We start from the raw sequence: 23,326 nt of genomic DNA on the forward strand, positions 1-23,326 counted from the left end.
TTGCACGTAATAGAACGGGCTCAGTTCATTTACATGCAACAGGATGCCGATATGTTCTTCCAACGCCTTTTCGGCATTACCGACAAAAGCTACCTTAATGCTCTTTCCAGGGCAGGCAGCATTGGCCTGCATATGGTCAGCGGAATAGCAGTTGGTGCTCTCATGGGTTATGGTATTGACCAGTGGCTGGACACAAAGCCTTGGGGAACTGGCATTTTTTTGATATTCGGCATTATTGCCGGCTTCAAAAACGTATACCTGGACACCAAACGACTGGTCATTTCACAGGAAGAAGAAGACAAGAATGCTGGCACCCCTCAAAAAAAGAATAAATAAAGAGCTGTTTGCCCGCGGCGTGCACAACCCCTCCATACGGGAACTGCTTTTTGCCTGCATTGTTGTGACTGGTTTAAGCGTGGGCCTTGGGCTGCTGTTGCTTCCACTTGGCCACTGGCCATTTTATTTTGGCGTGGGTGCCACCCTAGCCACCACAAATTTCTGGTATTTGGCAAAAAGCGCACAGCACAATGTGAGCAGGTCATTTTCCCCTGCCATTATTATGCTTTTTCTCTTTGGCTTTACTGCCCGGCTCTGCCTTACGGGCATTGCCCTGTTCTTGCTCATTGTTCGGTGGGGTGCCCCTGTGGCGCCACTTGCCGCCGGGCTGGCCTGCTCAGTTACTGTCATTACTGTGTGGGGCCTTATGCAGCTCGCCCGCAACCCTAGTTAAGGAGGCTTGAATTCCCCATGGACCAGATGCACCCACTTCTCTTTTCCCAATTCTTCGGGTTCAATGAAAGCAACAAGCACCTTTTCTACACATGGCTTGCCATGGCCATCCTGTTCAGCGTCGGGCTTATGCTCCGGGGCAGAATGCGCCTTGTGCCCACTGGCCTGCAAAACCTCTGTGAAGTGGTTATTGGGGGGCTGGAAGACTTTACTGTTGCCACGGTAGGCGAACAGGGCCGCAAAATTTTTGGCATTATTTGTGCCATTTTTCTGTTCATTCTGGTGATGAACATTATGGGCCTTGTGCCTGGGTGCGACGCCCCCACAGCCAACATCAACACCACTGCCGCCATGGCTTTGACTGTTTTTGTTTATTACAACTATGTTGGCCTGCGCCGCTGGGGCCCAGGATACATCAAACACTTCATGGGCCCCATGCTGCCCCTGGCTCCGCTAATGCTGCCAATAGAATTGGTTAGCCACTGTGCGCGCCCCCTTTCCCTTACACTGCGTCTTTTCGGAAACATTCGCGGCGAAGAAATCGTACTCATGCTCTTTTTCTTCATGGCCCCCGTGTTTTCCACAGTGCCTGTGTACTTCCTGTTCTTTATTGCAAAAAGCTTGCAGGCCTTCATTTTCTTTATGCTTACCATGATTTACCTGCAAGGTGCCATGGAGCACGCGCACTAGACCAGATTTACGTTGAGAAGTTACCCTCTCATCGTTCAAAACACGGTGAGGTGAACAAGCCAAAGCGAAGGCCCCGGCAGTACACCAAAACCAAACTTATGTGGGGAATGGTCTGAAAGAGACCACAACACTATAAATCGCAGGAGTATTCTATGCGTAAATTGTTCACCACCCTTCTGGCCCTTGTTGGCATTTTCGCATTTGCCGGTATTGCCTTTGCCGCTGAAGGCAAAGCAGCCATGGACCCAGGCGCTCTTGGCACCACCTACATGGCAGCCGCCATTGGTATGGCCATTGCCGCTGCTGGTTGTGGCATTGCTCAGGGCATTGGCCTGAAAGCTGCCTGTGAAGGCACCGCACGCAACCCTGAAGCCGGTGGTAAACTGATGGTTACCCTGATTCTGGGCCTCGCCTTCATTGAATCCCTTGCCATTTATTCTTTGGTTGTGAACCTCATCCTGCTGTTCATCAACCCCCTCGCCTAAGGAACCATTGGGGGGCAAAACGCCCCCCAACCCCATGCATTAAAGCCTTGGGAAAACCGCTTGCGGCTTTCCCAAGGCCTTCTACCTACAATCATTATGACACCACCGAAAAGCGAAAACATACCACGCGCAACCATTCAGCGCCTTTCTATTTACCTGCAAGTGCTGGAAACATTCCAACGCGATGGTATTGAGGTAACTTCCTCAGAACCCCTTGCAAAAGCATGCGATGTGAATGCATCGCAAATTCGCAAAGACCTGACGTACTTTGGCGAATTTGGCGTGCGCGGTGTTGGGTATTCTGTAAAGGGACTTATCCAGTCCATTCGTGAATCCCTGGGCATTAACGTGGAATGGAACTGCGTTCTTGTGGGCGTGGGCAACCTGGGTAAAGCCTTGCTCAGCCACCGTGAATTCAGCCAGCACGGCTTCAACATTGTCGGGGCCTTCGACTGCGACCCCTTCAAAATCGGGGAAGAAATTTCCGGACTGGAAGTGGTGTGTACACGTCGCTTAAAAGAACAGGTTGCCAACCAGAACGTGAGCATTGGCATTATTACCACCCCGCCAGAACGTGCCCAGCGTGCTGCCAACTATCTTGTGGAAGCTGGTATCAAAGGCATATTAAACTATGCTCCTGCCCGCATTGTTGTGCCAGAAGGTTTTTTTGTTGAGTACGTGGATTTCTTCCATCAACTTTACTCCCTGGCCTTCAATATTTCAGACAGGCAACGCTCTTGACCCGCCCCACCGGGCAAAGGCTCTCCTTTGCCCAGCATACGCATTTTTTCCTGCTTGCCCTCAGCTTCCTTACCCGCCTTGCCCCAGCACGGATTGGAACAGAGGCTGAACTGGCACGCAGCACCATATATTACCCGGTAGCAGGCTTGGTATTGGGTGCTGTTCTCACCACCCCCTTCTTTCTTGGATTGTTTTCCAACACCCCTTTTTTACAGGCCTGGTGGTATGTTGCCGCCGGGGCCTACCTTACCCGTGGCTTGCACTATGATGGCTTGGCAGATATTTGTGACGCGCTGGGCAGTGGGCCTGCCCGCTTCCATGCCGTACTCAAAGACAGCCGCCTGGGAGCCTTTGGTGCCCTTGGGCTTTGCATTGCCATTAGCGGCATGCTGTGTGGTGTGTATGCTCTGTGCCTTTCCGGGCAATATGTTGTGCTGCTCCTGCTTCCCTGCTGGAGCCGCAGCCTGCCCGCCGTGCTGGCCACCCTCTCTTTTCCCCACCCGGATGCAACCCTGGGCCGCATTCTTTTCTTGCACCCCCAAAAGCAGGCTGCCCTTACTGGTGCCTGTTTTTTTATGCTCTCCGCCCTTTGGGCCACCGGGGGCAACGCCACCCTGCTCTGCCTGATGGTAACATCAGGGTGCGTGCTGTTCACCCGCTCCCTGGCCACGCAGTATGGCGGCTATAATGGCGACCTGTTTGGCATGCTCATAGTGCTTGCAGAAGTAGCCATTCCTGTTATTCTTGCTGCATAGGCGCACAGTTCCTCTCCAAGCATCTTTCTGAAAAACGCCCATTGCACATCTGGCGCAAGTTTTCTTCCTGTGGTAAAAGAACCGGGTACGGAAAATGTTGCCGCCTGCACAGGTCCCCATCCATTCCTCTGCTGTAAGGCTCAGTCACCCTGTAGCAGTTTTTTCTGCCATGTGCCCGCCAAAACTCCCCAAGGAGGCGTTATGTGCCTTGCTGTTCCTGTAAAAATCACTGAATTTGTCGCCCCTGATATGGCACGCTGCCAGATAGGCGAAGGGCAAACATACATTACCGCCTCCACCATGCTGCTGCCAGAACCTGCTGTTCTGGGAGACTATATTATTGTGCATGCAGGCTTTGCCTTGCGTAAGCTTGAAACAGCCGACGCGGAAGAAACCCTTGCCCTGCTCAGGGAAATTGTTGCTGCCTCACGCCCAGAAGATTTTTGTTGAGCCCAGTTTATTCCTTACACTTTTGTTTCTCCCATTCCCGCTGGTGGTAAAGTAGTTGGCTTTTAGCAGCGCTTTGCCACCAGCACACATTTCACGCCACATGCACAGCAAGAATGCGCTCGTCTCAGTTCATTTTTTAGCGCACAGCCAGCCGCCACACATGCCCTTTGGGCAAAGCACGCTCCCTACTATATACTGTATTTAGCTATTACGGCCATAATCCTCCGCGTTTTCGTTGCAACACGCCCATCTCCCCTCTTTCCTTCTTCTGCACCCGCTTGCACCGGGAAAACCATTACTCCTTCATTTTGGCCCGCTTGTTGCATAAAAAGACCAACGCCTATTGCGTCCGGAAATTTTTGCAAGCAAGTCGCTCACACAACGGTTTCAAGCTGTCATATTTTCCGCAAAGGTTCCCATGCAAAGTAAGGCAACAGCGTTTCTTGCTTGGGCCACCCCAAGAAAAATGGAGCGGCGTATACTGACCGTCTTACCAGTGGCAATTTATTGCCTGGGCACATACATTTTCGGCTATTGAGAGCACCACTTCATCCGATAAGATAAAAAACACGTTTACCCACAAGGAATACGACATGTTTGCCAAACATCCACTTTCCCTGCTTTCACTTATGCTTTTTGCAGGGGCCTGTTTTTTTCCGCCTGCTGGTGCCGCAGGTGGAACAAACCCGCCACCAATGCCTGAAAGCATGCGCTTTGCTTCACAGCAACCCACCATCGCCCTTGATGGTTCTGCTCCCATACGTGGCAAAAGCGCCCCAGCCATGAACATACAGGGCAGAATGGTGCCTGTTACAGAAGCCACAGAAGTGGATTCCGGCATTGTACTGCCAGACAGGAACGGCGGCATTGTTATTATTCCCGGTAGCCCACGCCAAGCCCCCAACCCCAACCATGCCAATGCCAGGGAACTGAAGCTGCAAGTGAGGGAAATGGTGGAACAACTCATTTCCGGCATAAACAGCAATGCCTTGCGCGGGGCCATAGCCTTACCGGTTTCTTTTGTGAACCAGGACAACATGGAGTCGTCCTCTTCATTTGGCCGGTATATTGCTGAACAAATGTTCTATGAATTTAACCAGCGAGGCTTCCCCATTCGGGAATACCGCATTGGTTGCGACATTTCTATGCGTGAAGGGGAAGGCGACTTTTTCCTGACTCGCGCCCAGGGCGAACGCACTGTGCCTGCGGGTTCTGTGGTGGTGGCTGGCACATACTATGCTGATTCACAGAATATTTTTGTGAACGCCCGCCTTATTCGCCCAGGCGACGGCAGGGTGTTGCGCACAGCCAACATGGTGCTGCCAGCCAATAGCCTTACCCGGCGCATGCTGGCCCGCACGGGAAAAACGCTGGAAAAAGGTTCCCTGAAAGTACGAGATTTCCAGGAAACCATTTCGCCCCAGGCAGTAAACGCCATTGACCAGGGGCAAGACATCCACTAAGCCGCTTTCAAGAAAGGGCATGCAGGCAGCACAGCATTGCACCGCAACGCCCCCGCTCTAGAGCAATTTACGAATGCAATGAATCAATTGTCCTGCAAGGATTTTTACAACAAATCCTTGCCATGAAATAGGCATAGGCGAGCGTTACTCGCCGTTAAGCGACTATTTCACGTGGTAAATGCTCTAAGGACTGGCAACAAAACACTATACCCCCGTGGCTTCCCCCCCACGATGTGGCAGGTGCTCATATGAAACGTTTTCTTTCTTCTGGTCTTGTACTGCTTTTCCTTGTAGGTTGTTCATCAGGTTCCGGGAACCCGATGAAACAACAACGCACCGTAATTGCCCGGCAAGACGCCAACTCCCTGTGGAATTTACGTACAGGGCGAGATTATGTGGCCCAAGGGCGCTTTGAACTTGCCAAAGAACACTTCCTATTCGCCCTAAGCGGTGCCAACGACACTGCATTGCGTAACCAGATTACGCATGAACTGGAAGCTGTTGAACTTATGATAAAAACCCAGCGTTAGGGACACACGGATTACGTGTTTCCCCTAAGGACGCTCTAACGAGGCCTGCCATGCGAGTACTCTTATTATTCACCGCACTTTGTGTGTTCACCCTGCCGGGCATAAGCGCCCAGGCTGCCACCGTTCCCCAAATTACAGACGCAGCCGCCCGCGACATGGACCGCCAACTGGCTTCCAGCCTTGGCGTGGGGGAAGCACCCGCCAAAGGGGTTTCCCTTATGCTTACCACCCCGGTGAATGTGAATAATTTTGAGGAATCCAACCCCCTGGCCCGGCAGGTGCAAGAAGAACTGACCCGCTGGTTTACCCAGGCTGGCTATGAAGTACAGGAAATTCGCAAAGGGGCTGATGTGCTGTTTGAACCCGGCACAGGAGAACTGGTGCTTACCCGCCGGGCAGAACTGGTGGGAGCGGAACAGCCTTCCAGCACCGCTGTTATGGCTGGCACCTACACCATAACCCCCCGCAACGTGCGCTTTAACCTGCGGCTAATTGCCACAGGCTCCCAACAGGTCCTTGGCATGTCCAGCGTGACCATTCCCCTTACCGGGGAAGTGCGGGCACTATTGAAAGACAACACCCAGGGCGGGGCAACCATTGAACCTTCTGTGGTAACCACATTGCCATAAAGGCTACGACAATTAGCCAAAACAACAAACAGGGACTTGTGTAACAACAGTTTTTGTCTTGCTGGCATTCATGCCCCTCAAGCAGGTACACTCCTCCAAAAAAGGAATGCGCCTGCCTGCTCACTGGTAGCCATAAAGCAGAACCGACGTAACCGCACACAGTGTCTTCCTATACACAATTATACATCAATCAAGGCGCTACTAATGTTACCCTGTGCAACACAAAAGCTCCGTAATTTTATGAACAAAAAAAACGAAAGACCCTTGCAAAACTCTATTTTTGTGTCTACAATAAGCATTGGGTTGCCCCACGGCACAACCACACACGAAAGAGTCTATTTTGGAGGCAAATTAGTATGAAATCATTTTGGAACAACCTATCCATCGGCAAGAAAATAGTATTCAGTTTTCTTTCTGTTGTGCTGCTTTCTGGTCTTGCCCAAGGATTCAGCCTTGACAGGTTGCAGTTTGTTCAGAAGCTTATAACCCAAACACGCAGTATGACCGATGGCGTTGCCAACTTGCTCGCCGCAGAAGTGGCCCACCTTTCCTGGGTACGGGAGGTAGACATTTTTGTCAGCGGTGAAAAAGATAATTCGGATAAAATTGTTATAGACGGCCATAAATGCTCCTTTGGCAAGTGGTTTTACAGCGACAGCAGAACAGGTCTTGAAGCCAACGTACCTGGGCTTTCCCGTATTTTCCAGGAAATTGAGCCCGTTCACCTTGCCCTGCACGACACGGCCCGCCGTATTATCGAATCGGCAAAAAGTGGCGACACCAAAACGGCCCTGAACATTTATCGCACGGAAACTTCTTCCATCCTCCCCATAGTGCGGGAAAAGCTGAAAGCTGCCATTGGCCTGACCAAAGAAAATGCCGACCAGCAAACCACCTATATGGAAGACACCGTTGATAACATTAAACATGCCACGCAAATAGCCGCCGTTGTTTCCCTGCTACTTTCAGTGGGCATTGCCCTTGCCACCAGCAAATCAATTACCACCCCCATCAACTCGTTGCTGGCTTATGCCCGTAAGGTTGCAGGGGGGAATTTAACGGAACACCTTGCCACAGACCGCAAAGACGAAATTGGTGAACTGACTGCCTCCCTGGAAGACATGGTGGAAAGCCTGAAAAAGAACCTGCAATATGCCAAGGAACAGTCTGAAGAGGCCCAAAAGCAGGCAGAACAGGCACGCCAGGCTACAGAAGAAGCCAACACGGCAAAGCAGCGGGCTGAACAAGCCACTTCTGTGGGCATGCACACCGCTGCGGAACACATTGAAAAAATTGCCAACGAACTTTCCCATGCAACCAATGAACTTGGCAGGCAAGTAGCCCTTTCAGACGATGGCGCACACCAGCAGGCAAACCGGGTTATGGAAACCGCCGTTGCCATGGAAGAAATGACTTCCACCGTGAACGAAATTTCCAAAAGCGCTTCCCATGCCGCCAACATTACGGCTGAAACACGCAACAATGCAGATACTGGCAGTAAGTTTGTGCACCAAATGGTCGATAATGTGCGCGCTGTGAACCAGCAGTCTATTGAACTGCGCAGAGGTATGGAAACCCTCACAGGCCATGCCCAGGCCATTGACCAGATTATGAGCGTTATTTCCGACATTGCCGACCAAACCAACCTGCTTGCCCTGAACGCTGCCATTGAGGCGGCCCGCGCAGGGGAAGCCGGACGCGGTTTTGCCGTGGTGGCAGACGAAGTGCGCAAACTGGCGGAAAAAACCATGTCTTCCACGGCAGAAGTGGGCAAGGTTATCCGCTCCATTCAGCAGGCCACAGCAGATAGCAGCCAGCAGGTGGAAAAAACCACCCAAACCATTCACACCGTCGTGGATGTGGCGGAAAAGTCCGGCTCGGTCCTGGAAACCATTTTCGAACTGGCAGAACAAAGCGCCGACCAGGTGCGCTCCATTGCGGCTGCAAGTGAACAACAGTCGGCCACCAGTGAAGAAATTAACCATTCCGTGCAAGACATTAACACCATTGCTAAAAATAGCGTAGACGCCATGCGCCACGCCACAAAAGCCGTGGAACAACTCAAAGGCCAGGTGGGCAATATGCTCCGCCTTGTTACTGAATTAAAGCAAGGGTAAGGGGCCGTAACAGATTACGCCCCTTCCCCCGGCCAATGCCCACACTCCAGGGTATTGCCGGGCCACGGGGTAGGTTATCAGCGTAATCCTGTACGGCCTTGTTCTTGGTTCAGGCTTCTTCTTTCCGCAAGGAAGGGGAAGCCTGAACTTTTTGTTGTATTGCAGGCAGGGAAATCCCCCGGCCAGGGCCATGAGAACGGTTTGCATTGCCCTGCCAGATGCGCTATACAAGGTGGGTTCGCTGTTTAGCCGTACCAATTGCTAGCTGCAATTGCGGGAAAATAGACCACTTCCTTCTGAACAGCCCCAACCACCTCAGACAAAAGTACCCAGCATGAGCGAAACGGCAATAAACACCATTTTGGATTACGCCCGTGAAGGGGCAGCCCTGCGGGAATCGTTTCTTACCCAGGCTGCGCCCACCATTAATGCCTTAGGCCTGCACGTGGCCCACACCATTGCCACGGGTAAAAAGCTACTGCTTTGCGGCAACGGGGGCAGCGCGGCAGACTGCCAGCACATTGCTGCGGAGTTTATGAACCGCTTTCAGTTGGACCGCCCCCCCTTGCCTGCCGTTGCCCTGACCACGGATTCGTCCATTATCACCTCCATTGGCAACGACTTCAGCTTTGACCAAATTTTTGCCAAGCAGGTGCAGGGCCTTGGCACACAAGGCGACTTGCTGCTTGCCATTTCCACTTCCGGTAACAGCCCCAACGTGCTGGCAGCCGTGGCAGCCGCCAAGGAAAAAGGCCTGTTTGTGGTAGGCCTTGCCGGAAAAGACGGCGGAGCCCTGGCCCGGCAGTGCCATGCCTGCCTTACGGTGCCCCACGCCAACACCGCCCTGGTGCAGGAACTGCACATTACCATTGGGCACTTGCTGTGCCTGCTGGCAGACCATTACCTGTTCCAGAACGTGGCAGCCCTTGGCCCCTACCTGGAAGGTAGCCTGCCATTGCCACTGCCGCAATAAGCGCAATGGTGCCACCCCGGCTGCTGCCCGTTGCCTTTTATTTGTTTTTTGAGGGTATAGCGCGATGAATTTGATTGACTTTTATTGGGGGACGCTGTCCCCCAGCCCCCTGCAAGGGACATCATGCCCCTATTGCCGACGGCAGTCGCGAGCATAGCGAGCCGTGGAGTGAGGGCTGAGGGTGTGGGGAGCTTTGCTGCCCACACATCTCAACAAAGCCCAAACGGAGAAGGGAGAGGTTTGGGGAGGCAGAGCCTCCCCAAATAAAGTGCAACAATTTCAATTGTGCAATGGTATCCACTTGCATTCACGATCAACGCATTATCCATGGAGGGCGCTCATGCCTATTTTTGAATACCAGTGCGATTCATGTAACACCCGGTTTGAAGAAATTGTGTTAGGCAGCCAGGCTGCCCCGGTCTGCCCCAAGTGCGGCAAAAGCACCACTCTGGTGCCTTCCTGCGCCAGCCTGCACATGCCTGCGCCTTCCCGCGTGGGGCAAACTGTCACCTTCCCCAAATCGTCACGCAGCGCTTGCTCCGGGTGTTCCGGCGGCAGTTGCTCCACGTGTAAATAACCTTACAGGCCACCATGAAAAATTCGCTTACCATTGCCACACGGGGCAGCGCCCTTGCCCTGTGGCAGGCTAATCATATTGCAGGGTGCATTACCCAGCGCCATGGTATTGCAGTGCAACTGCTTGTACTGAAAACCAAAGGGGATATCATTCAGGACGTACCCCTGGCAAAAGTTGGGGGCAAAGGCCTGTTTGTAAAAGAAATTGAGGAAGCACTGCTGGACGGCAGGGCAGACATTGCCGTGCATTCCATGAAAGACGTGCCCATGGAACTGCCTGCTGGCCTTACCCTTGGGGTTGTGCCCCAGCGTGAAGCCCTGACAGACAGCCTGCTGAGCGTGCACTACCCCACCCTTGCCGCCCTGCCCCAAGGGGCCAAGGTGGGCACAAGCAGCCTGCGCCGCCAAGCCCAACTGCTGCACCTGCGCCCAGACCTTGTTATTGAATCGCTGCGGGGCAATGTAGACACCCGCCTGCGCAAATTGATGGAAGGGCAGTTCGACGCCATTGTTATGGCCTCTGCCGGGCTGAACCGCCTTGGCCTTTCCGCCCCCCACCAAACCCCGCTGGCCCCGCCAGAATTCTTACCTGCCTGCGGGCAGGGGGCCCTTGGCCTGGAATTTAAGGAAAGCCGTACAGAACTGGCAGAACTTTTGGCCTTTTTAGACCACCCCGCCACCCACCACTGCGTTGCTGCGGAGCGCGGCTTTCTGGCAGGGCTGGAAGGGGGCTGCCAAGTACCCATTGCGGCCCATGCCACCCTTGGGGACGATACGGAAAACCCTAGCGGCACCATTACCATTGAAGGCCTGGTGGCAGACCCCACCGGCACACGCATTATTCGCCAAACCCTGTGCGGCCCGCGCACCCAGGCCCGCGCCCTTGGCCTTTCCCTTGCCCAGCAAGTGAAGCAGGCGGGCGGGCAGGCAATTTTACAAGAACTGTATGAGGCACAAGCATAATGGCAGTACCAAGCCCATTGGCCCCCGGCAAACTCAAGGCTTTTTTGGACCCCGCCAGGGTGCCTTACGCCAATAGCAATGACATACCCAAAAACGGCAAGCGCCACAGCCCGCAGCACCGTGTGCTGGAAGCGCTCAAGCTTGGCCTGCACATTAAGGCCCAGGGGTATAACATTTACCTGGCTGGGGAAGCAGACCTTGGCCGCAGCTACCTGTTGTGGGAATACCTTATGCCCAGGGCAAAGCGGGAAACCACCCCCCCAGACCTTGTGTATGTGCATAATTTTGACGACGATGACGCCCCGGTGCTCATGGCCCTGCCTTCCGGCATGGGGCACAAACTGAAAAAAAGCCTGCACAAAACCCATGCCAATATTCTGAAAGAAACTGCCCTGCGCCTGGAACGTACCACGTTCACCAAGCGCCGCAGTTCCTTGTTCGACAAATTCCAAAACCAGCGTGAACAGCTTTTCAAGCAAATGAACAAGCTGGCAGGAACACAAGGCTTTATATTAGACCTGGACGAAGCAGGAAGCATGACCCTGTACCCCCAGGTAGATGGCAAGCGCCTCAACGAACAGGAATTTGAAAAGCTGGACGAAAGCCGCCGCAGTGTGCTCAAGCAAAAAGGCGACAGCCTGATGCAGCCCATGATGGGCTTTTTGCGCAAACTTGCCAAGGCAGAACAGCATTTCCTGGAAGAAGAGCGTTCACTTGACCGCGAAATTATTGAAGAAGTGCTTACAGTTACCCTGGACCCGCTTATGGAAAAAGTGCTGGCCCAGCACCCTACCCCGGAACTGAAAGCCTTCTTGATTGCCTTGCGGGCCGATGTGCTGGATAATATTGAAGCCTTTATGCCCGCAGAATCGCCCCACGGCCCAGGCCCTGGCGGCAACGCCCCTGTGCCCCACCATGAAAGCCAGCCTGCCCAAGACATGAGCGCCCGCTTTGGGGTGAACGTGTTTGTGGACAACACCGCCACAGAAGGGGCCCCCATAGTATTTGAAGACCACCCCACCATGGCAAACCTTATGGGGTGCATTGAACGCGAAGCAGAAATGGGGGCGCTGGTTACCGACTTTACCTTAATTAAGGCAGGCAGCCTGCACAAGGCCAATGGCGGCTACCTTGTTGTGCATGTAGACGATGTGCTACAAGCCACAGGCGTGTGGGAAGCGTTGTTGCGTTCCCTGCGTTCCGGGCTTTCCCGCGTGGAAGATACGGCGGAAGAAGAAAGCACCCGCACCAAGGGCCTGCACCCAGCCCCGGTGCCCCTGAACCTGAAGGTTATTCTTATTGGCAAGGAAGAGGTATATGAACTGCTCCTGGATATGGACGACAGGTTCAGCAGGCTGTTTAAAATCAAGGCCCACCTTTCCGACTCCATGCCCCGCAACAGCACCAATATCCGGTCCTACCTCAGCCAGCTAAAACGCATTATTACTGACGAAGACCTGGTGCCCTTTGACAGGGACGCCCTTGCAGGCATTGTAGACCACGGTTCCCGCCTGGTGGAAGACCAGAGCAAGCTTTCCCTGAAGTTCCCTCAGCTACGGGAAATTATGATAGAAGCTTCTGCTTATGCCACTATGGAAGGCAAACCCGTGGTGACAGGGGAAGTGCTTACCCAGGCCTTGCGGGCGCGCAACTTCCGCTCCAATTTGGTGGAAGAAGCGTTTATGGAAGAATACGACCGCAAAATCATCAAGGTTGCCACCAGCGGTAATGCCGTGGGGGTGGTAAACGGGCTTGCGGTTTCTTTCTATGGCGACTTCGAGTTTGGCCTGCCCCACCAAATTTCCTGCACCATTGGGGCAGGCAGTGGCGGCATTGTTGACCTTGAACGCGACGCACAGCTTGGCGGCCCCATTCACACCAAAGCCATGATGATTTTAAAAAGCTATCTGGTGGGGGCCTTTGCCCACAACAAGCCCTTGATGCTTACAGGCAGCCTTGGCTTTGAACAAAACTATGTGGGCATTGAAGGGGACTCCGCTTCCGGGGCTGAACTTGCGGCCCTGCTTTCTGCCATTTCCGGCGTACCGGTGAACCTCTCCCTGGCCTTTACCGGGGCGGTGAGCCAGTCTGGCCAAATTATGGCCGTGGGCGGCGTAACCCGCAAAATTGAAGGCTATTTTGAGGTGTGCAAACGCCACGGCCTTACGGGCGGGCAAGGGGTTATTATGCCCCGCGACAACATTACCCACCTTATGCTGCATGAAGATGTTATTAATGCCGTAAAAGCGGGGAAATTCCGCATTTACCCGGTGGAACACATTACCCAGGCCCTGGAACTGCTCACAGGGGTACCTGCTGGCCGGCTGAACAAAGACGGGAAATACACCAAAGGCTCGCTGTATGCCAAAGTGGATGAACGCCTGAAAGAACTGGCGCGCCTTGGTATGCCGGGCAAACCGGGCAGGCGATAGGGAAACGCTGATTTATTCCGTTTGGCGACGTTGCGACTTTTTTTGCTCGGGCTTCGTGGAGATGTGCGAGGTGGCAAAACCACTCGCACCCTCTGCCCTCACTCCACGGCTTGCTACGCTCGCGACTGCCGTCGGCTTTAAGGTGTTTTTGAAACAGTCATGGACGAAAGAGTTGACTCGGCCCGTCCTGGGCCTCGGCCTTCGGCTCCCGCCCTTCAGGCGGTTTCTAATTCCGCTTTCCTTCGGAATTGTCACTCCTGCTTCAAAAAAAGCTCGCGCCTTGCCAAACGAAATAACTGCGCGTTTCCAAATGCCATGTCACCAGTGCTTCCATAGGAAAGAGATATAGAAGACTAAGGAAGGGGGAATGCTTTTATACAAAAGTGTTCCCCCTATTTCATATGCATAAAAGGGCACTGGCCCGGAAAAAGAAGGTAGCAGCCTCGTTACGCACGGCGTACTTGTGCAAATCAAGGGTGCCTTCAATAGAGCCTTCCGCCGGGGAAGGCCAACCAGCCGCCACCTGATGCAAAATATGAAACACAACAGAAAAACACTTCTTTGCGGGCCTGCATATATTTGCTACACTGTACGCAAAACAACACACCAGCCTGTGGGGGAAATATATGAACAAGCACACAGTAAGCACAATGGGCACAACCGCAGTACTTTTTGGGATTCTCCTGCTTACCCTTGGCGGGTGTGCACCCAAGCCGCAAGCCGAGCCTGTAGTAACAGACAAGCACACCAGCATGAATGCCCTGGACGTGACCGGGTGTTACGCCCCGGAAGGCCGCAAAGCCAAGGGCCTGAAATTTGTAGCATTGGGCAAAGAGAACGCCTTTACCCTGCGCACGGCAAAGGGCAAGAAGCACCAGGGAACGTTCCGCTGGGAGGCTTCCGGCAGAACCATACGCCTTGTGCAGCAAGAAAAGGAAGTTGCCCACCTGTTTGTGGGGGAAGGTTTTGTGCGGCTGGAAGGTGAAGGCCCTGGTGCCGGGGAGCGCCTGCTATTGCAGCCAGACGCCACGATGTGCCGCTAACCCTCGCACTTTGCACCCTTACGTGCATAGTTTTGGGCAGCAGCCACCAAAAATCCCAAACCAAATAGTTTTGACAAACAACACAGAAGCATAAGGAGAGAACCATGAAAAAGATTGCAAAAATTTTGTGTGCCGTGGACTTTTCTCAGTACAGTGAACAGGTTGCAGAGTACGCCGCAAGCTTAGCCAAGGCCTTTGGGGCAGAGATTATTGTGGTGTATGCCGCGCCAGACCTTGCCCAGTATGATGACCTGCATGTGTCCCCCGCCACCCTGGAAGGCACTCTGGAGGAAATTTTCATTAACGCTGAAAAAAGCATGGAAAACTTTGTACCTGCTTCCTTTAAGGACATAAAAACACAGGGGGTTGTAGTCACTGGCGACCCGGCGGAAGAAATTATTGAAATGGCCAACTCCAGCGATGCAGACATGATTATTATGGGCACCCACGGGCGCAAAGGCATTGAGCGCATCCTGTTTGGTTCTGTGGCAGAGCAGGTGGTCAAAAGCGCAACGATTCCTGTGCTGACTATTCACCCGACGCAATAGCCAAATGCCCTGCTGAAAAAGCAGGAAAAACCAACAAATCCAACCCAGCTAAAATCACAAAGGACGCACTGCGTCCTTTGTGATTTTAGCTTCATGCGTGCATGGAGTAAACTATACAAAACAACTACGCACCACCACGGCATCACTCCCGTTCGTGCGCCCGCAAAATAGCCTGCCGCAGGGTTTCCACCGCATTCTTCATGCCTTCATTCACATTCATCTCAAGGTATTCCAGGGCCTTGCTCACATCTTTTTGCACAATGGCCGTAAGCAACGCCACGTGCTGGGCCTGGGTGCTGCCCAGGCGGTTTTCCCTGGCAAAATCCATTACCCGGAACACCCGCAGCCTGTCGTTAATCTGGCGCAATGCTTCCAGCATAACGTTATTACCGTAAAGCTCTGCCAGGGTTTCATGGAACACCCTGTCTGCTGCGGCGCGGTCTGGCTCTGCTTCCATGGAAACCGTTTGCCAGTGCGCCAATAGCGCTTCAATGGGTGCGGTGTTGTGCAGGGAACACAAGCCCTCCACCACATAACGTTCAAGGGCAAGGCGCAGTTCATACAGTTCTTTTACCCCGCGCTGACTGATTTGCTTAACAATATAACTGCGGCTGCTTGTTTTGTGGGTCAGGTCTGCCGCTTCCAGCATGCGCAAGGCTTCACGCACAGGGCTACGGCTTACGCCAAACTCTGCACACAAGGCCTCTTCCACCAGCACATGGTTGTGCGGGTATTCCAGGTTCAAAATGCGCTTTCGCAACACTTCTTCCACCTGCGCGCCTAAATTCACTTTTTTACGTGGGGTACCCATATGCTCCTTCTTGCAGCTAGGTCTGCGCGTGTAGCTATACGCTGTTCCTGGGTGAATTGCAAGAAACAGGCAAGCACCCACCCTTGCCCGCCAACGGTGACGTGCCAGGGGCAAGTGCTTGAAAAATACGACTATTGTCCCGTAATGTGACAAATGGAATTATTCCCCTAAGCTAAAAAACATCATACATGGCACGGGAAGCGGTCAGTTTTTTCGTTTGGCAAGGCACGAATCATTTTTTGAAACGCGGGCTGGACTCTTCTGTTCAACTCAACCTCCCTAAAGCCGACGGCAGTCGCGAGCGTAGCAAGCCGTGGAGCAAGGGCAGAGGGTGCGGGAAGCTTTGCTGCCCGCACATCTCCACGAAGCCCAAGCGAAAAAAGGTCACGCCGCCAAACGGAAAAAATCACCGCTTCCTAATGTGTGTGCCTGTCTTGCCGGCTACTGCCTCACGCAGTTTTTCCGGAGTGGTAATAAGCCCGGTGCCGCCTGTGGCCTTCACAAAGCTGACCAGGGCACGCACTTTTGGCCCCATGCTGCCAGCGGGAAATTCCCCGGCAGCAAGGTATTCTTCCGCCTGTGCCACAGTCAGGGAGTCCAGCCACTGCTGGTCTGGCTTGCCAAAACGAATAGCCACCTTTTCCACCGCTGTGGGCAGCACAAGCATGTCTGCTTTCAGGCGGGAAGCCAGCAACGCGGCAGAAGCGTCTTTGTCCACCACGGCTTCCACCCCTTCAAAGTCGCCCTCTTCATTCTGCACCACAGGAATGCCACCGCCCCCAAGGGCCACAACGCTCATTCCGGCTTGCAGCATGTGCAAAATGGGCTCTTCTTCAATAATGCGCACAGGCTCGGGGGAAGCCACCACCCGGCGCCAGCCCCGGCCGGAATCTTCCACCACGCTCCAGCCAAGTTCCCTGGCAAGGCGGTCTGCTTCTTCCTTGCTGAACCACCCGCCAATGGGTTTGGTGGGGGCCGCAAAGGCAGGGTCGTTCCGGTTTACCAGAATCTGGGTGACAATGGCCACAGGCTGCCGGGCAATGCCCCTGCGCTGAAATTCATTGCGCAGGGCCTTACACAGCATGTAGCCCACCGCGCCCTGGGTATCGGCCCCGGCAATGTCCATGGGAATGGGGGGCACTTCAGGGGTGGAAAGCTCGGAACGGCGCATAATAAGCCCCACCTGGGGGCCGTTGCCGTGGGAAAGCAGTACATTCCAGCCATCCAGCATGAGGGAAGCAATATGCACCGCTGTTTCTTTGGCCCGTTCATACTGCTTGGCTATGGCTAAATGCTCCACATCCGGGGAAAGGGCATTACCGCCAATGGCTATAACTGCCAGTTTCGCACTCATTTGCACACCTCTTCATACAGCGCTTCAATAGCTGCGGTAAAGCACGGCATGGGGGCCCAGGTTACCCCGGCACCAATTTGCCCAACCCCGGCATCTTTATGGGCAATGCCAGTGTTAATAACAGGGCGTATGCCTGTGTCTGCCACAAGGCGGGCGTCTATGCCAGCCGGGGTGCCGGTAAAGTTCAGCATGGGCAACGTAAAGTTGCCGTTGATCCCCAGGGTTATCTGTTTCATGCTTATGGTGTTGTTCAAAGCATCGTCGGAAGTACCGCCCACAAACTGCACAATGGCCGGGGCGGCTGCCATGGCAAAGCCACCAATGCCGCAAGTTTCCGTAATGGCACTGTCCCCCAGGTCGCGGGCTGCGTCTGCCTGAGAATACCCAGGAAAGAACAGACCTTCAACATAAGGGGCGTCTGCCTGGAACCAGCGGCCAGGAAAGGCGGAAAGCTGAATGCCAAACTTGATGCCGTTACGGGCCATTACCGTGACCATGGAACTGCCCGGCACCCCGGCTGCCGCATTAAGCATGGCTTTGCAGGCTGCCATGGAAAGGTTCAGGAAGAAGTGGTCGTTACCTGCAATAAAGGCAAAGGCTTCATCCAGTTCTTTGGGGGAAGCCACCCCGTGGCGCAGGGCCACAGGCACCAGCTTGCGGAACAAAAGCGATGTGGCTGCCACGTTACGGTTGTGGCACTCATCACCCATGTGCATGGCCTGGGCAATAAGCGGTTTCAGCTCCAGCGGTTCCATGTGGGCCAGGGTTGCCTTAAGCACAGGGGCCAGCACGTCGCGCATCCAGCGCAGGCGGTGCAGCACCTCGTCGCTGTTGGCACCAAAGCGCAGTACCTTGCCCAGCCCTTCGTTCATATTGGAAAAAGTGGTGTTGCCGTTTACGGTGTCGCGCACCACCCACACCGGCATGCTGGGGCTGGTAATGCCTGCCATGGGGCCAACGGCATTGTGGTGGTTGCAGGAATCAATGGCAATTTCGCCTTTTTCCACCAGCGTTGCCGCTTCTTCCGTTGTGGCTGCCCAGCCTTCCAGCACGGCAGCACCGCACACAGCGCCTTTTTGCGGGCCACACATATCGGCCCAGGCAATGGGGGGGCCGGAATGCAGAATCAGCTTCTTGCCCTGCATGGCAGGAATAACGTCAGCGGCAGTAGCAATGCCTTCCAACACGGGGGTGGAGGCAAGGTAGCGTTCAAACGCAATTTTGTTGGCTTCTTCCACCTTGGGGTGGTTTACCAGTTCTGCCAGTTTCCAGCCAATTTCAGGGTTGCCTTCTGCCGGGGGTTGCCACTGGCAGGCTGCCACAGGGGTGCCCATGTCTTGCAGGGGTTCTGCAAACCGCACCAGCCCGAGGTTAATAACGGAAAGGTCTGAAGAAAGAATAGATTTCATAATATTACCCCACCAACACAGCCCCGGTAAGGGCTATGGCCTCAGCATTACTGCTGCACAGGTGCACACCGGCCTCTTCCAGCTTTTTACGCTGGCTGGCAAGGCCTTGCACGTCTTTATCTGTGCCACACACAAACCCGATAAACACCAGTTCCCTGCCGCCTTTTTGGGCTATGGCGCGGGCTTCACGCACGGCACCTGCCAGTTCCCCGGCAGGGTCTGCATTGGCCCCGTAACCAATAACCACATCCAGCAGCACCACAGCGGTTTCCGGGTCTGCCGCTTCATGCAGCAGGCGCTCATTACGCTGGGAAGGGTCAATCATAGGGTGGGGTTTGCCACGGGTAAAGTCGTCATCCCCCAGGTCAATAACAGTGTGCCCCTGGCTTTTATGGATATTTGCCAGTTTTTGGGCCTTGCCCGTGGGGGTGTTGCCAAACACTTCCGGCAAAATGGTTTGCAAAGAAAGCAGTGCTTCATAACAAAAGGTGCCGCCGCTATACAGGCCACGCACATATTTCTGCCCTGGGGCAAGCACCTTTTTCAGGTCTGTGGCCCGCTGCTGCACACGGGGGGTGCTGGCAGTCACGCTGGTAAAGGAAGGAGCCTGCCCGTTTGCCAGGGCAATAGCCTTGTGGGCGGCTTCTTCCAGGGTGTTGGCCTGGGTGAGGTTTTTGCCCGTAATGCTGCCGGGGGCGGCCCCCAAAAAGCACACCACCACAGGCTTGCCCACGCTGGAAGCCTGGGCAAGAACGGCTTCTGCCACTTCTTTTGCAGGTGGCTTGGAAACAAGCACAATGACTTTTGTCTCCACATCTTCAGCAAGGGCCGCAATGCCAGAGCGCATGGTAAGCCCGCCCACGCTCACGGAAAGGTCATGCCCGCCTGTGCCAATGGCGTGGGAAACACCGCCGCCAAGCTGGTCAACAATGGTGGTTACTTCCTGCGTGCCTGTGCCGGAAGCCCCCACAACGCCAATGTTGCCACGGCCCACCACGTTGGCAAAAGCCAGGGGCACGCCTGCAATAATGGCTGTGCCGCAGTCTGGCCCCATAACCAGCAAGCCGTGTTCAAAGGCGTACTTTTTCAAGGCAATTTCCTGCCATTCCGGTACGTTGTCAGAAAACAGCATGACGTTCAGCCCGCGGTGCAGGGCCTTCATGGCTTCTGCCCCGGCGTATTCACCGGGCACGGAAATAAGGGCAAAGGTGGCTTCAGGCCGGGCCTTTAACGCTTCGGCAAGGGAGCCAAAGGGCTTTTCTTCCTTGGCAGCGCCTTTTGTTTCCGCAGCCGTGAGCAGGCGTTCAAATTCCGCCACTGCAAGCTGGGTGGCTTCTTCCGTGCCTTTCACCACAAACACAAGGTCGTTGGGGGCCACTTCTGCCATGGGGGCATCCAGAAGCCCTGCTGCCACCATCATTTCCTGGTTGGCAGGGGTACCCATAAGGGCAGAGGCAAGCTCTACCCCTTCCAAGCCGCCCACTTTGGCGGAAAGCTGCATCAGCGCTACTGAGTCGCGATAAAAATTTTTGAAAATACTGTGTGCTCTCATGACTGCAACCCTTCCAGTACTTGGGCGCTTTGTGCCACCCAGCCAAAAATGCCCCCCTGAGCCTTGATCATTTCCAGCCCAACGCGCTGAAATTCAGGGAAATACGAGCCTGTGGCGTCGGCAACCACCAGGCACTCAAAGCCACGGTCGTTGGCTTCACGCACGGTGGTGTTCACGCACACTTCCGTGGTGACCCCGGTGACAATAAGGTACTTGATGCCACGCTGGCGCAGAATATGCTCCAGGTCTGTGGCGTAAAAAGCACCTTTGCCGGGCTTGTCAATAATGTGTTCCCCGGCAATGGGGTACAGTTCCGGAATAATATCCTGGCCTTCTTCCCCGCGCACCAGAATGCGCCCCATGGGGCCAGCGTCGCCAATGGTTTTCTGGCCTTTGCCTCGCACTTTTTTACTCAAGGGTAAATCAAGCAGGCTGGCGTTGTGCCCTTCACGGGTATGCACCACCAAAAGGCCATGCTTACGGGCTGCTTCCAGCAATTTCTTGTTGGGTTCAATGGTGGAACGCAGCAGGGAAACGTCGTTGCCAAGCATGGCACCAAAGCCGCCGGGTTCCAAAAAGTCACGTTGCATATCAATAATAACCAGGGCTGTTTCAGCCGGGGAAAATTCAAACGCATAGGGTTCCGCAGTGATTGTTTTCATTGCTGTTCTCCTTTAAAATTGTTGCATTTTACTTGGGAAGGCTCTGCCTCCCCAAACCCCTCCGCCAAGGGCATGATGCCCTTGGAACCCGCATCAGCGTTCACGTTCCCGCTTCGCGAAAACGTGAACGCAAATGGAGGATCAAGGGGCATTATGCCCCTTGAGGGGCTGGAGGATCGGGTACACAGGCCCTGAGCAGCGTCCCCCAATAAAAGTCAATAAAATTCCCTGCGCAATACTATCTATTCCTTGGTTGCCATGTATTCGCGCCAGCCGCCAAAGCTGGAAATGTCCGGGTGTTTCACGGCTTCTTCTTTGGGGAACAGAATGCCGTCCACCACGCGCCCGTCTTCCAGGTGCACTGGCCCGCAATACAGGTGTGGGGGTTCGCCTGCTTCCACACGCTGCCAAATTGCATCGCTCATGCAGTACATTTCACCGGGCACGACAATGCCGCCTTCTTCCACTGCATACATACCGGGGTGCACATCACCAATGGTGTGAATGCGGTACATGGGCTTTGTCTTGAATTCACCAAGAAATTCTGCGCCATCAAGGTTCTTGTTCAGCTTCAGGCCGCGCATCAGGGTTCCGTTTACAAACAACGTTTTCATATATGTTCTTCCTCGCTATCCACCGGTGTCCAGTCCAGTGGTTCTTTTTGTTTCATGGCAATAAAAGCAAAGGTCAAGGCCATCATGGTATAGCCCATGGTAACAGGGGGGGTGGCGTTAAGCGCCAGGTGGGAACCGTGAATAAAGCCCACAAAGGAAAGGGCCGCAGCCACGCCAGAATACACAGCCGCCCAGTTATACCGTTTTTCAATAACAAACACGGCAATGGCACCCAGCATAAGGCCCGCCAGCACTGCGCCGCCGCCCAGGTGTTCCATGCCGTAATACAACACGTTGGCAGAAGCGAGCTTGGCTGCGCCAATGCTTTCCACGGTGGCACCAGCAGCGGCAAGGGTGCCGTCCACCTGGCCTTTGGCCCATTCAGATATATTGGGGATAAGTGCCAGAATAATGGCTGGGGCATGCTTGCGCGGTGTGGCCTGAAAAGCCTGCGCCCCAATAATAAGGCCGATAAACAGCAAAATGGGCAAAATGGCTACCAGCGGCACCATGGCAAGCAGGAAGGCGGCAAGACCAAGGAAGCACACCAGCATAATGGAAATGCCTGTGACCATGGAATAACCAATGCGCCCGCCCACAGCTTTCCAGCCGGGGTGCCCAATGTACACAGCAGGGGGGAAGGGGGACCCCAAGAACACGCCCACAATAGCCCCGGTGCCATCTGCCAGCAACACTTTGCGCAGGTTGAAGTTGTCGCCTGCGGCCGCAGCAGATTCCACGTTGTTCATGGCTTCAGTAAAGTTGTAAATACCCAGGGGAATGGCGGTTACCAGCAACGGCCACAAGTCGCTCAAGGGAATGCTGATCACGTCGGAAGAAAAGGAAGGCAGGTTAATGCTGATGTGCTTCATGGCCTCGCCCACCTTGGTAGGCACCATAATGTCGCTATAGCCAAGGAAGGTCGCTCCCCAGGCCAGCACACTGCCCACCAGCACCACCATAAGGCCACCCGGGATATTGAAGGGCATACGTACATTGCCCATCCAGGAAAGCATGATAATGGCAAAGCAGATAAGGGCTATCCATGGTTCCTGAAACATCTGGAAAGCCGGGCGCATGGAAATGAAAGCCACGGAAACCCCGGCAAGGGTGCCCAGCATGGCAGCACGCGGTGTGTACTTACGAATGGTGGGGCCAACAAACACGCCGCACAGTACAATAATACCGGTGATCATGGCCCACACAAGGCCAAGCCGCCAGGAAAGAATGGGGTCGCCTGTGCGCAGGTAGGTGGGTAGCATAACCAGAAACACCACAATAAACATTTGCGGCACACTGGGGCCGTACGGCAGGGCCGTTACGGTGTCGCGCCCTTCACGTTTGGCCAGGTCCCAGGCAAGCCAGGCATAAAACAGGTTGCCAAGGGGCAAGGCAATGCCCAGGGCAGGCAAAATACGACCGAACACAATGTTTTCCGGCAGGCCAACCACCCCAAGGGCAAGACCTGTAAGGACCAGAGTATTCAACAGGACGTTGGTGAACAGCCCGGAAAAGGCATTCAAATCTCCAGCGCCCCACAATGACGGTTTAAACGTTGAAGCCATGGTGAACCTCCGTTGTGGCGAATTGCCATTTTGTATTTCTTTTTGTATTCATCGTTGTATACAATGTCAAGAAGAAACAGAAAACCTCTGTATTCCCTTCAGGTTATTCTGCAAAAAAGCATTGTGCCACAATAAATTGAAGTACCATTGAACACAACGTTGCGTGGTATGCATAGCCCCCAGAGGGTACTTTTTAAACTTGCACGCCCACCTAGTTGCCACCCGCTTTTCTTCT

General features: G+C 54.2%; 25 protein-coding genes. 17 read left to right on the forward strand and 8 right to left on the reverse strand.

The window, feature by feature from the left end; genetic code table 11:
* Window positions 1-51 precede the first annotated feature (51 nt).
* From G497_RS0104450 to G497_RS0104530, 15 genes are all read left to right on the forward strand, one after another.
* Window positions 52-336 (forward strand): AtpZ/AtpI family protein, encoded by a 285-nt coding sequence (locus tag G497_RS0104450; protein ID WP_027187291.1) that lies wholly within the window; start codon window positions 52-54, stop codon window positions 334-336.
* Complete coding sequence (locus G497_RS0104455; protein WP_027187245.1) at window positions 305-730, forward strand: ATP synthase subunit I; 426 nt, start codon at window positions 305-307, stop codon at window positions 728-730. The genes G497_RS0104450 and G497_RS0104455 overlap by 32 nt, the downstream gene beginning before the upstream one ends.
* 26 nt (window positions 731-756) lie before the next feature.
* The gene (gene atpB, locus G497_RS0104460; protein ID WP_027187246.1) at window positions 757-1,419 is read left to right on the forward strand and encodes a F0F1 ATP synthase subunit A; all 663 of its coding nucleotides are present in this window, start codon (window positions 757-759) and stop codon (window positions 1,417-1,419) included.
* Between the two features lie 152 nt (window positions 1,420-1,571).
* Window positions 1,572-1,904, forward strand: a complete 333-nt coding sequence (locus tag G497_RS0104465; protein WP_027187247.1) for an ATP synthase F0 subunit C — start codon at window positions 1,572-1,574, stop codon at window positions 1,902-1,904.
* Between the two features lie 96 nt (window positions 1,905-2,000).
* Entirely contained in the window at window positions 2,001-2,645 is a 645-nt protein-coding gene (locus G497_RS0104470; RefSeq protein WP_027187248.1) for a redox-sensing transcriptional repressor Rex, read from the forward strand.
* The gene (locus G497_RS16740; RefSeq protein WP_051257839.1) at window positions 2,642-3,400 is read left to right on the forward strand and encodes an adenosylcobinamide-GDP ribazoletransferase; all 759 of its coding nucleotides are present in this window, start codon (window positions 2,642-2,644) and stop codon (window positions 3,398-3,400) included. The genes G497_RS0104470 and G497_RS16740 overlap by 4 nt, the downstream gene beginning before the upstream one ends.
* Before the next feature lie 201 nt (window positions 3,401-3,601).
* A complete protein-coding gene (locus tag G497_RS0104480) occupies window positions 3,602-3,850 on the forward strand; it encodes a HypC/HybG/HupF family hydrogenase formation chaperone (RefSeq protein WP_027187249.1) in 249 nt (82 codons plus the stop codon).
* 593 nt (window positions 3,851-4,443) lie between these two features.
* Complete coding sequence (locus G497_RS16745; RefSeq protein WP_051257840.1) at window positions 4,444-5,313, forward strand: FlgO family outer membrane protein; 870 nt, start codon at window positions 4,444-4,446, stop codon at window positions 5,311-5,313.
* Window positions 5,314-5,561: 248 nt separating this feature from the next.
* A complete protein-coding gene (locus tag G497_RS16750) occupies window positions 5,562-5,843 on the forward strand; it encodes an outer membrane protein assembly factor BamD (RefSeq protein WP_034636630.1) in 282 nt (93 codons plus the stop codon).
* 50 nt (window positions 5,844-5,893) lie between these two features.
* Window positions 5,894-6,472, forward strand: coding sequence for a FlgO family outer membrane protein (locus G497_RS0104500; protein WP_027187250.1), 579 nt, complete (start codon window positions 5,894-5,896; stop codon window positions 6,470-6,472).
* A 356-nt stretch (window positions 6,473-6,828) separates the two neighbouring features.
* A complete protein-coding gene (locus G497_RS16755) occupies window positions 6,829-8,589 on the forward strand; it encodes a methyl-accepting chemotaxis protein (RefSeq protein WP_051257841.1) in 1,761 nt (586 codons plus the stop codon).
* 334 nt (window positions 8,590-8,923) lie between these two features.
* A complete protein-coding gene (locus G497_RS0104515) occupies window positions 8,924-9,562 on the forward strand; it encodes a D-sedoheptulose 7-phosphate isomerase (RefSeq protein WP_027187251.1) in 639 nt (212 codons plus the stop codon).
* A gap of 340 nt (window positions 9,563-9,902) precedes the next feature.
* Entirely contained in the window at window positions 9,903-10,139 is a 237-nt protein-coding gene (locus G497_RS0104520; protein ID WP_027187252.1) for an FmdB family zinc ribbon protein, read from the forward strand.
* Between the two features lie 14 nt (window positions 10,140-10,153).
* Window positions 10,154-11,101, forward strand: a complete 948-nt coding sequence (gene hemC / locus G497_RS0104525; RefSeq protein ID WP_027187253.1) for a hydroxymethylbilane synthase — start codon at window positions 10,154-10,156, stop codon at window positions 11,099-11,101.
* Entirely contained in the window at window positions 11,101-13,533 is a 2,433-nt protein-coding gene (locus G497_RS0104530; protein WP_027187254.1) for a Lon protease family protein, read from the forward strand. Before hemC ends, G497_RS0104530 begins: the two co-directional genes overlap by 1 nt.
* A gap of 397 nt (window positions 13,534-13,930) precedes the next feature.
* Here G497_RS0104530 and G497_RS20060 read toward each other — a convergent pair whose 3' ends face one another.
* Complete coding sequence (locus G497_RS20060) at window positions 13,931-14,077, reverse strand: LexA family protein (protein WP_156907926.1); 147 nt, start codon at window positions 14,075-14,077, stop codon at window positions 13,931-13,933.
* Between the two features lie 82 nt (window positions 14,078-14,159).
* Between G497_RS20060 and G497_RS0104540 the strand changes: the two genes are divergently transcribed.
* Both G497_RS0104540 and G497_RS0104545 read left to right on the forward strand, forming a co-directional pair.
* Window positions 14,160-14,576, forward strand: coding sequence for a hypothetical protein (locus G497_RS0104540; protein ID WP_156907928.1), 417 nt, complete (start codon window positions 14,160-14,162; stop codon window positions 14,574-14,576).
* 104 nt (window positions 14,577-14,680) lie between these two features.
* Window positions 14,681-15,124 carry a universal stress protein gene (locus G497_RS0104545; protein ID WP_027187257.1) on the forward strand — a complete coding sequence of 148 codons (444 nt, stop codon included), beginning with the start codon at window positions 14,681-14,683 and terminating at the stop codon, window positions 15,122-15,124.
* A gap of 142 nt (window positions 15,125-15,266) precedes the next feature.
* Here the strand turns inward: G497_RS0104545 and G497_RS0104550 are convergent, their stop codons facing one another.
* The 7 genes from G497_RS0104550 to G497_RS0104585 form a co-directional block, all read right to left on the reverse strand.
* Window positions 15,267-15,935 (reverse strand): GntR family transcriptional regulator, encoded by a 669-nt coding sequence (locus tag G497_RS0104550; protein WP_027187258.1) that lies wholly within the window; start codon window positions 15,933-15,935, stop codon window positions 15,267-15,269.
* A 406-nt stretch (window positions 15,936-16,341) separates the two neighbouring features.
* On the reverse strand, window positions 16,342-17,289 hold the full coding sequence (locus G497_RS0104555; protein ID WP_027187259.1) for a carbamate kinase: 948 nt from the start codon (window positions 17,287-17,289) through the stop codon (window positions 16,342-16,344).
* A complete protein-coding gene (locus tag G497_RS0104560) occupies window positions 17,286-18,698 on the reverse strand; it encodes a YlbE family protein (RefSeq protein ID WP_027187260.1) in 1,413 nt (470 codons plus the stop codon). Before G497_RS0104560 ends, G497_RS0104555 begins: the two co-directional genes overlap by 4 nt.
* A 4-nt stretch (window positions 18,699-18,702) precedes the next feature.
* Complete coding sequence (gene fdrA / locus G497_RS0104565; protein WP_027187261.1) at window positions 18,703-20,250, reverse strand: acyl-CoA synthetase FdrA; 1,548 nt, start codon at window positions 20,248-20,250, stop codon at window positions 18,703-18,705.
* Window positions 20,247-20,912, reverse strand: coding sequence for a cysteine hydrolase family protein (locus tag G497_RS0104570; RefSeq protein WP_027187262.1), 666 nt, complete (start codon window positions 20,910-20,912; stop codon window positions 20,247-20,249). The genes fdrA and G497_RS0104570 overlap by 4 nt, the downstream gene beginning before the upstream one ends.
* Before the next feature lie 242 nt (window positions 20,913-21,154).
* A complete protein-coding gene (locus G497_RS0104580; RefSeq protein WP_027187263.1) occupies window positions 21,155-21,526 on the reverse strand; it encodes an allophanate hydrolase-related protein in 372 nt (123 codons plus the stop codon).
* Window positions 21,523-23,091, reverse strand: coding sequence for a SulP family inorganic anion transporter (locus G497_RS0104585; RefSeq protein ID WP_027187264.1), 1,569 nt, complete (start codon window positions 23,089-23,091; stop codon window positions 21,523-21,525). Before G497_RS0104585 ends, G497_RS0104580 begins: the two co-directional genes overlap by 4 nt.
* Window positions 23,092-23,326: the final 235 nt, after the last annotated feature.

Origin of the sequence: Desulfovibrio cuneatus DSM 11391 (genome assembly GCF_000430005.1) — a bacterium.
In the GTDB taxonomy this organism is placed as follows: Bacteria; Desulfobacterota; Desulfovibrionia; order Desulfovibrionales; family Desulfovibrionaceae; genus Frigididesulfovibrio; species Frigididesulfovibrio cuneatus.

What these genes read in the sequence shown, in the direction of transcription:
- atpB (WP_027187246.1), top strand. Translation starts at nt 757, where the DNA reads ATGCACCCACTTCTCTTTTCCCAATTCTTCGGGTTCAATGAAAGCAAC.
- G497_RS0104530 (WP_027187254.1), top strand. Translation starts at nt 11,101, where the DNA reads ATGGCAGTACCAAGCCCATTGGCCCCCGGCAAACTCAAGGCTTTTTTG.
- G497_RS0104480 (WP_027187249.1), top strand. Translation starts at nt 3,602, where the DNA reads ATGTGCCTTGCTGTTCCTGTAAAAATCACTGAATTTGTCGCCCCTGAT.
- G497_RS0104515 (WP_027187251.1), top strand. Translation starts at nt 8,924, where the DNA reads ATGAGCGAAACGGCAATAAACACCATTTTGGATTACGCCCGTGAAGGG.
- G497_RS0104560 (WP_027187260.1), bottom strand. Translation starts at nt 18,698, where the DNA reads ATGAAATCTATTCTTTCTTCAGACCTTTCCGTTATTAACCTCGGGCTG.
- fdrA (WP_027187261.1), bottom strand. Translation starts at nt 20,250, where the DNA reads ATGAGAGCACACAGTATTTTCAAAAATTTTTATCGCGACTCAGTAGCG.
- G497_RS0104580 (WP_027187263.1), bottom strand. Translation starts at nt 21,526, where the DNA reads ATGAAAACGTTGTTTGTAAACGGAACCCTGATGCGCGGCCTGAAGCTG.
- G497_RS16755 (WP_051257841.1), top strand. Translation starts at nt 6,829, where the DNA reads ATGAAATCATTTTGGAACAACCTATCCATCGGCAAGAAAATAGTATTC.
- G497_RS0104540 (WP_156907928.1), top strand. Translation starts at nt 14,160, where the DNA reads ATGAACAAGCACACAGTAAGCACAATGGGCACAACCGCAGTACTTTTT.
- G497_RS0104550 (WP_027187258.1), bottom strand. Translation starts at nt 15,935, where the DNA reads ATGGGTACCCCACGTAAAAAAGTGAATTTAGGCGCGCAGGTGGAAGAA.
- G497_RS16750 (WP_034636630.1), top strand. Translation starts at nt 5,562, where the DNA reads ATGAAACGTTTTCTTTCTTCTGGTCTTGTACTGCTTTTCCTTGTAGGT.
- G497_RS0104450 (WP_027187291.1), top strand. Translation starts at nt 52, where the DNA reads ATGTTCTTCCAACGCCTTTTCGGCATTACCGACAAAAGCTACCTTAAT.
- G497_RS16745 (WP_051257840.1), top strand. Translation starts at nt 4,444, where the DNA reads ATGTTTGCCAAACATCCACTTTCCCTGCTTTCACTTATGCTTTTTGCA.
- G497_RS0104500 (WP_027187250.1), top strand. Translation starts at nt 5,894, where the DNA reads ATGCGAGTACTCTTATTATTCACCGCACTTTGTGTGTTCACCCTGCCG.
- G497_RS0104545 (WP_027187257.1), top strand. Translation starts at nt 14,681, where the DNA reads ATGAAAAAGATTGCAAAAATTTTGTGTGCCGTGGACTTTTCTCAGTAC.
- G497_RS0104585 (WP_027187264.1), bottom strand. Translation starts at nt 23,091, where the DNA reads ATGGCTTCAACGTTTAAACCGTCATTGTGGGGCGCTGGAGATTTGAAT.
- G497_RS0104520 (WP_027187252.1), top strand. Translation starts at nt 9,903, where the DNA reads ATGCCTATTTTTGAATACCAGTGCGATTCATGTAACACCCGGTTTGAA.
- G497_RS0104470 (WP_027187248.1), top strand. Translation starts at nt 2,001, where the DNA reads ATGACACCACCGAAAAGCGAAAACATACCACGCGCAACCATTCAGCGC.
- G497_RS0104465 (WP_027187247.1), top strand. Translation starts at nt 1,572, where the DNA reads ATGCGTAAATTGTTCACCACCCTTCTGGCCCTTGTTGGCATTTTCGCA.
- G497_RS0104455 (WP_027187245.1), top strand. Translation starts at nt 305, where the DNA reads ATGCTGGCACCCCTCAAAAAAAGAATAAATAAAGAGCTGTTTGCCCGC.
- G497_RS0104555 (WP_027187259.1), bottom strand. Translation starts at nt 17,289, where the DNA reads ATGAGTGCGAAACTGGCAGTTATAGCCATTGGCGGTAATGCCCTTTCC.
- G497_RS0104570 (WP_027187262.1), bottom strand. Translation starts at nt 20,912, where the DNA reads ATGAAAACAATCACTGCGGAACCCTATGCGTTTGAATTTTCCCCGGCT.
- hemC (WP_027187253.1), top strand. Translation starts at nt 10,154, where the DNA reads ATGAAAAATTCGCTTACCATTGCCACACGGGGCAGCGCCCTTGCCCTG.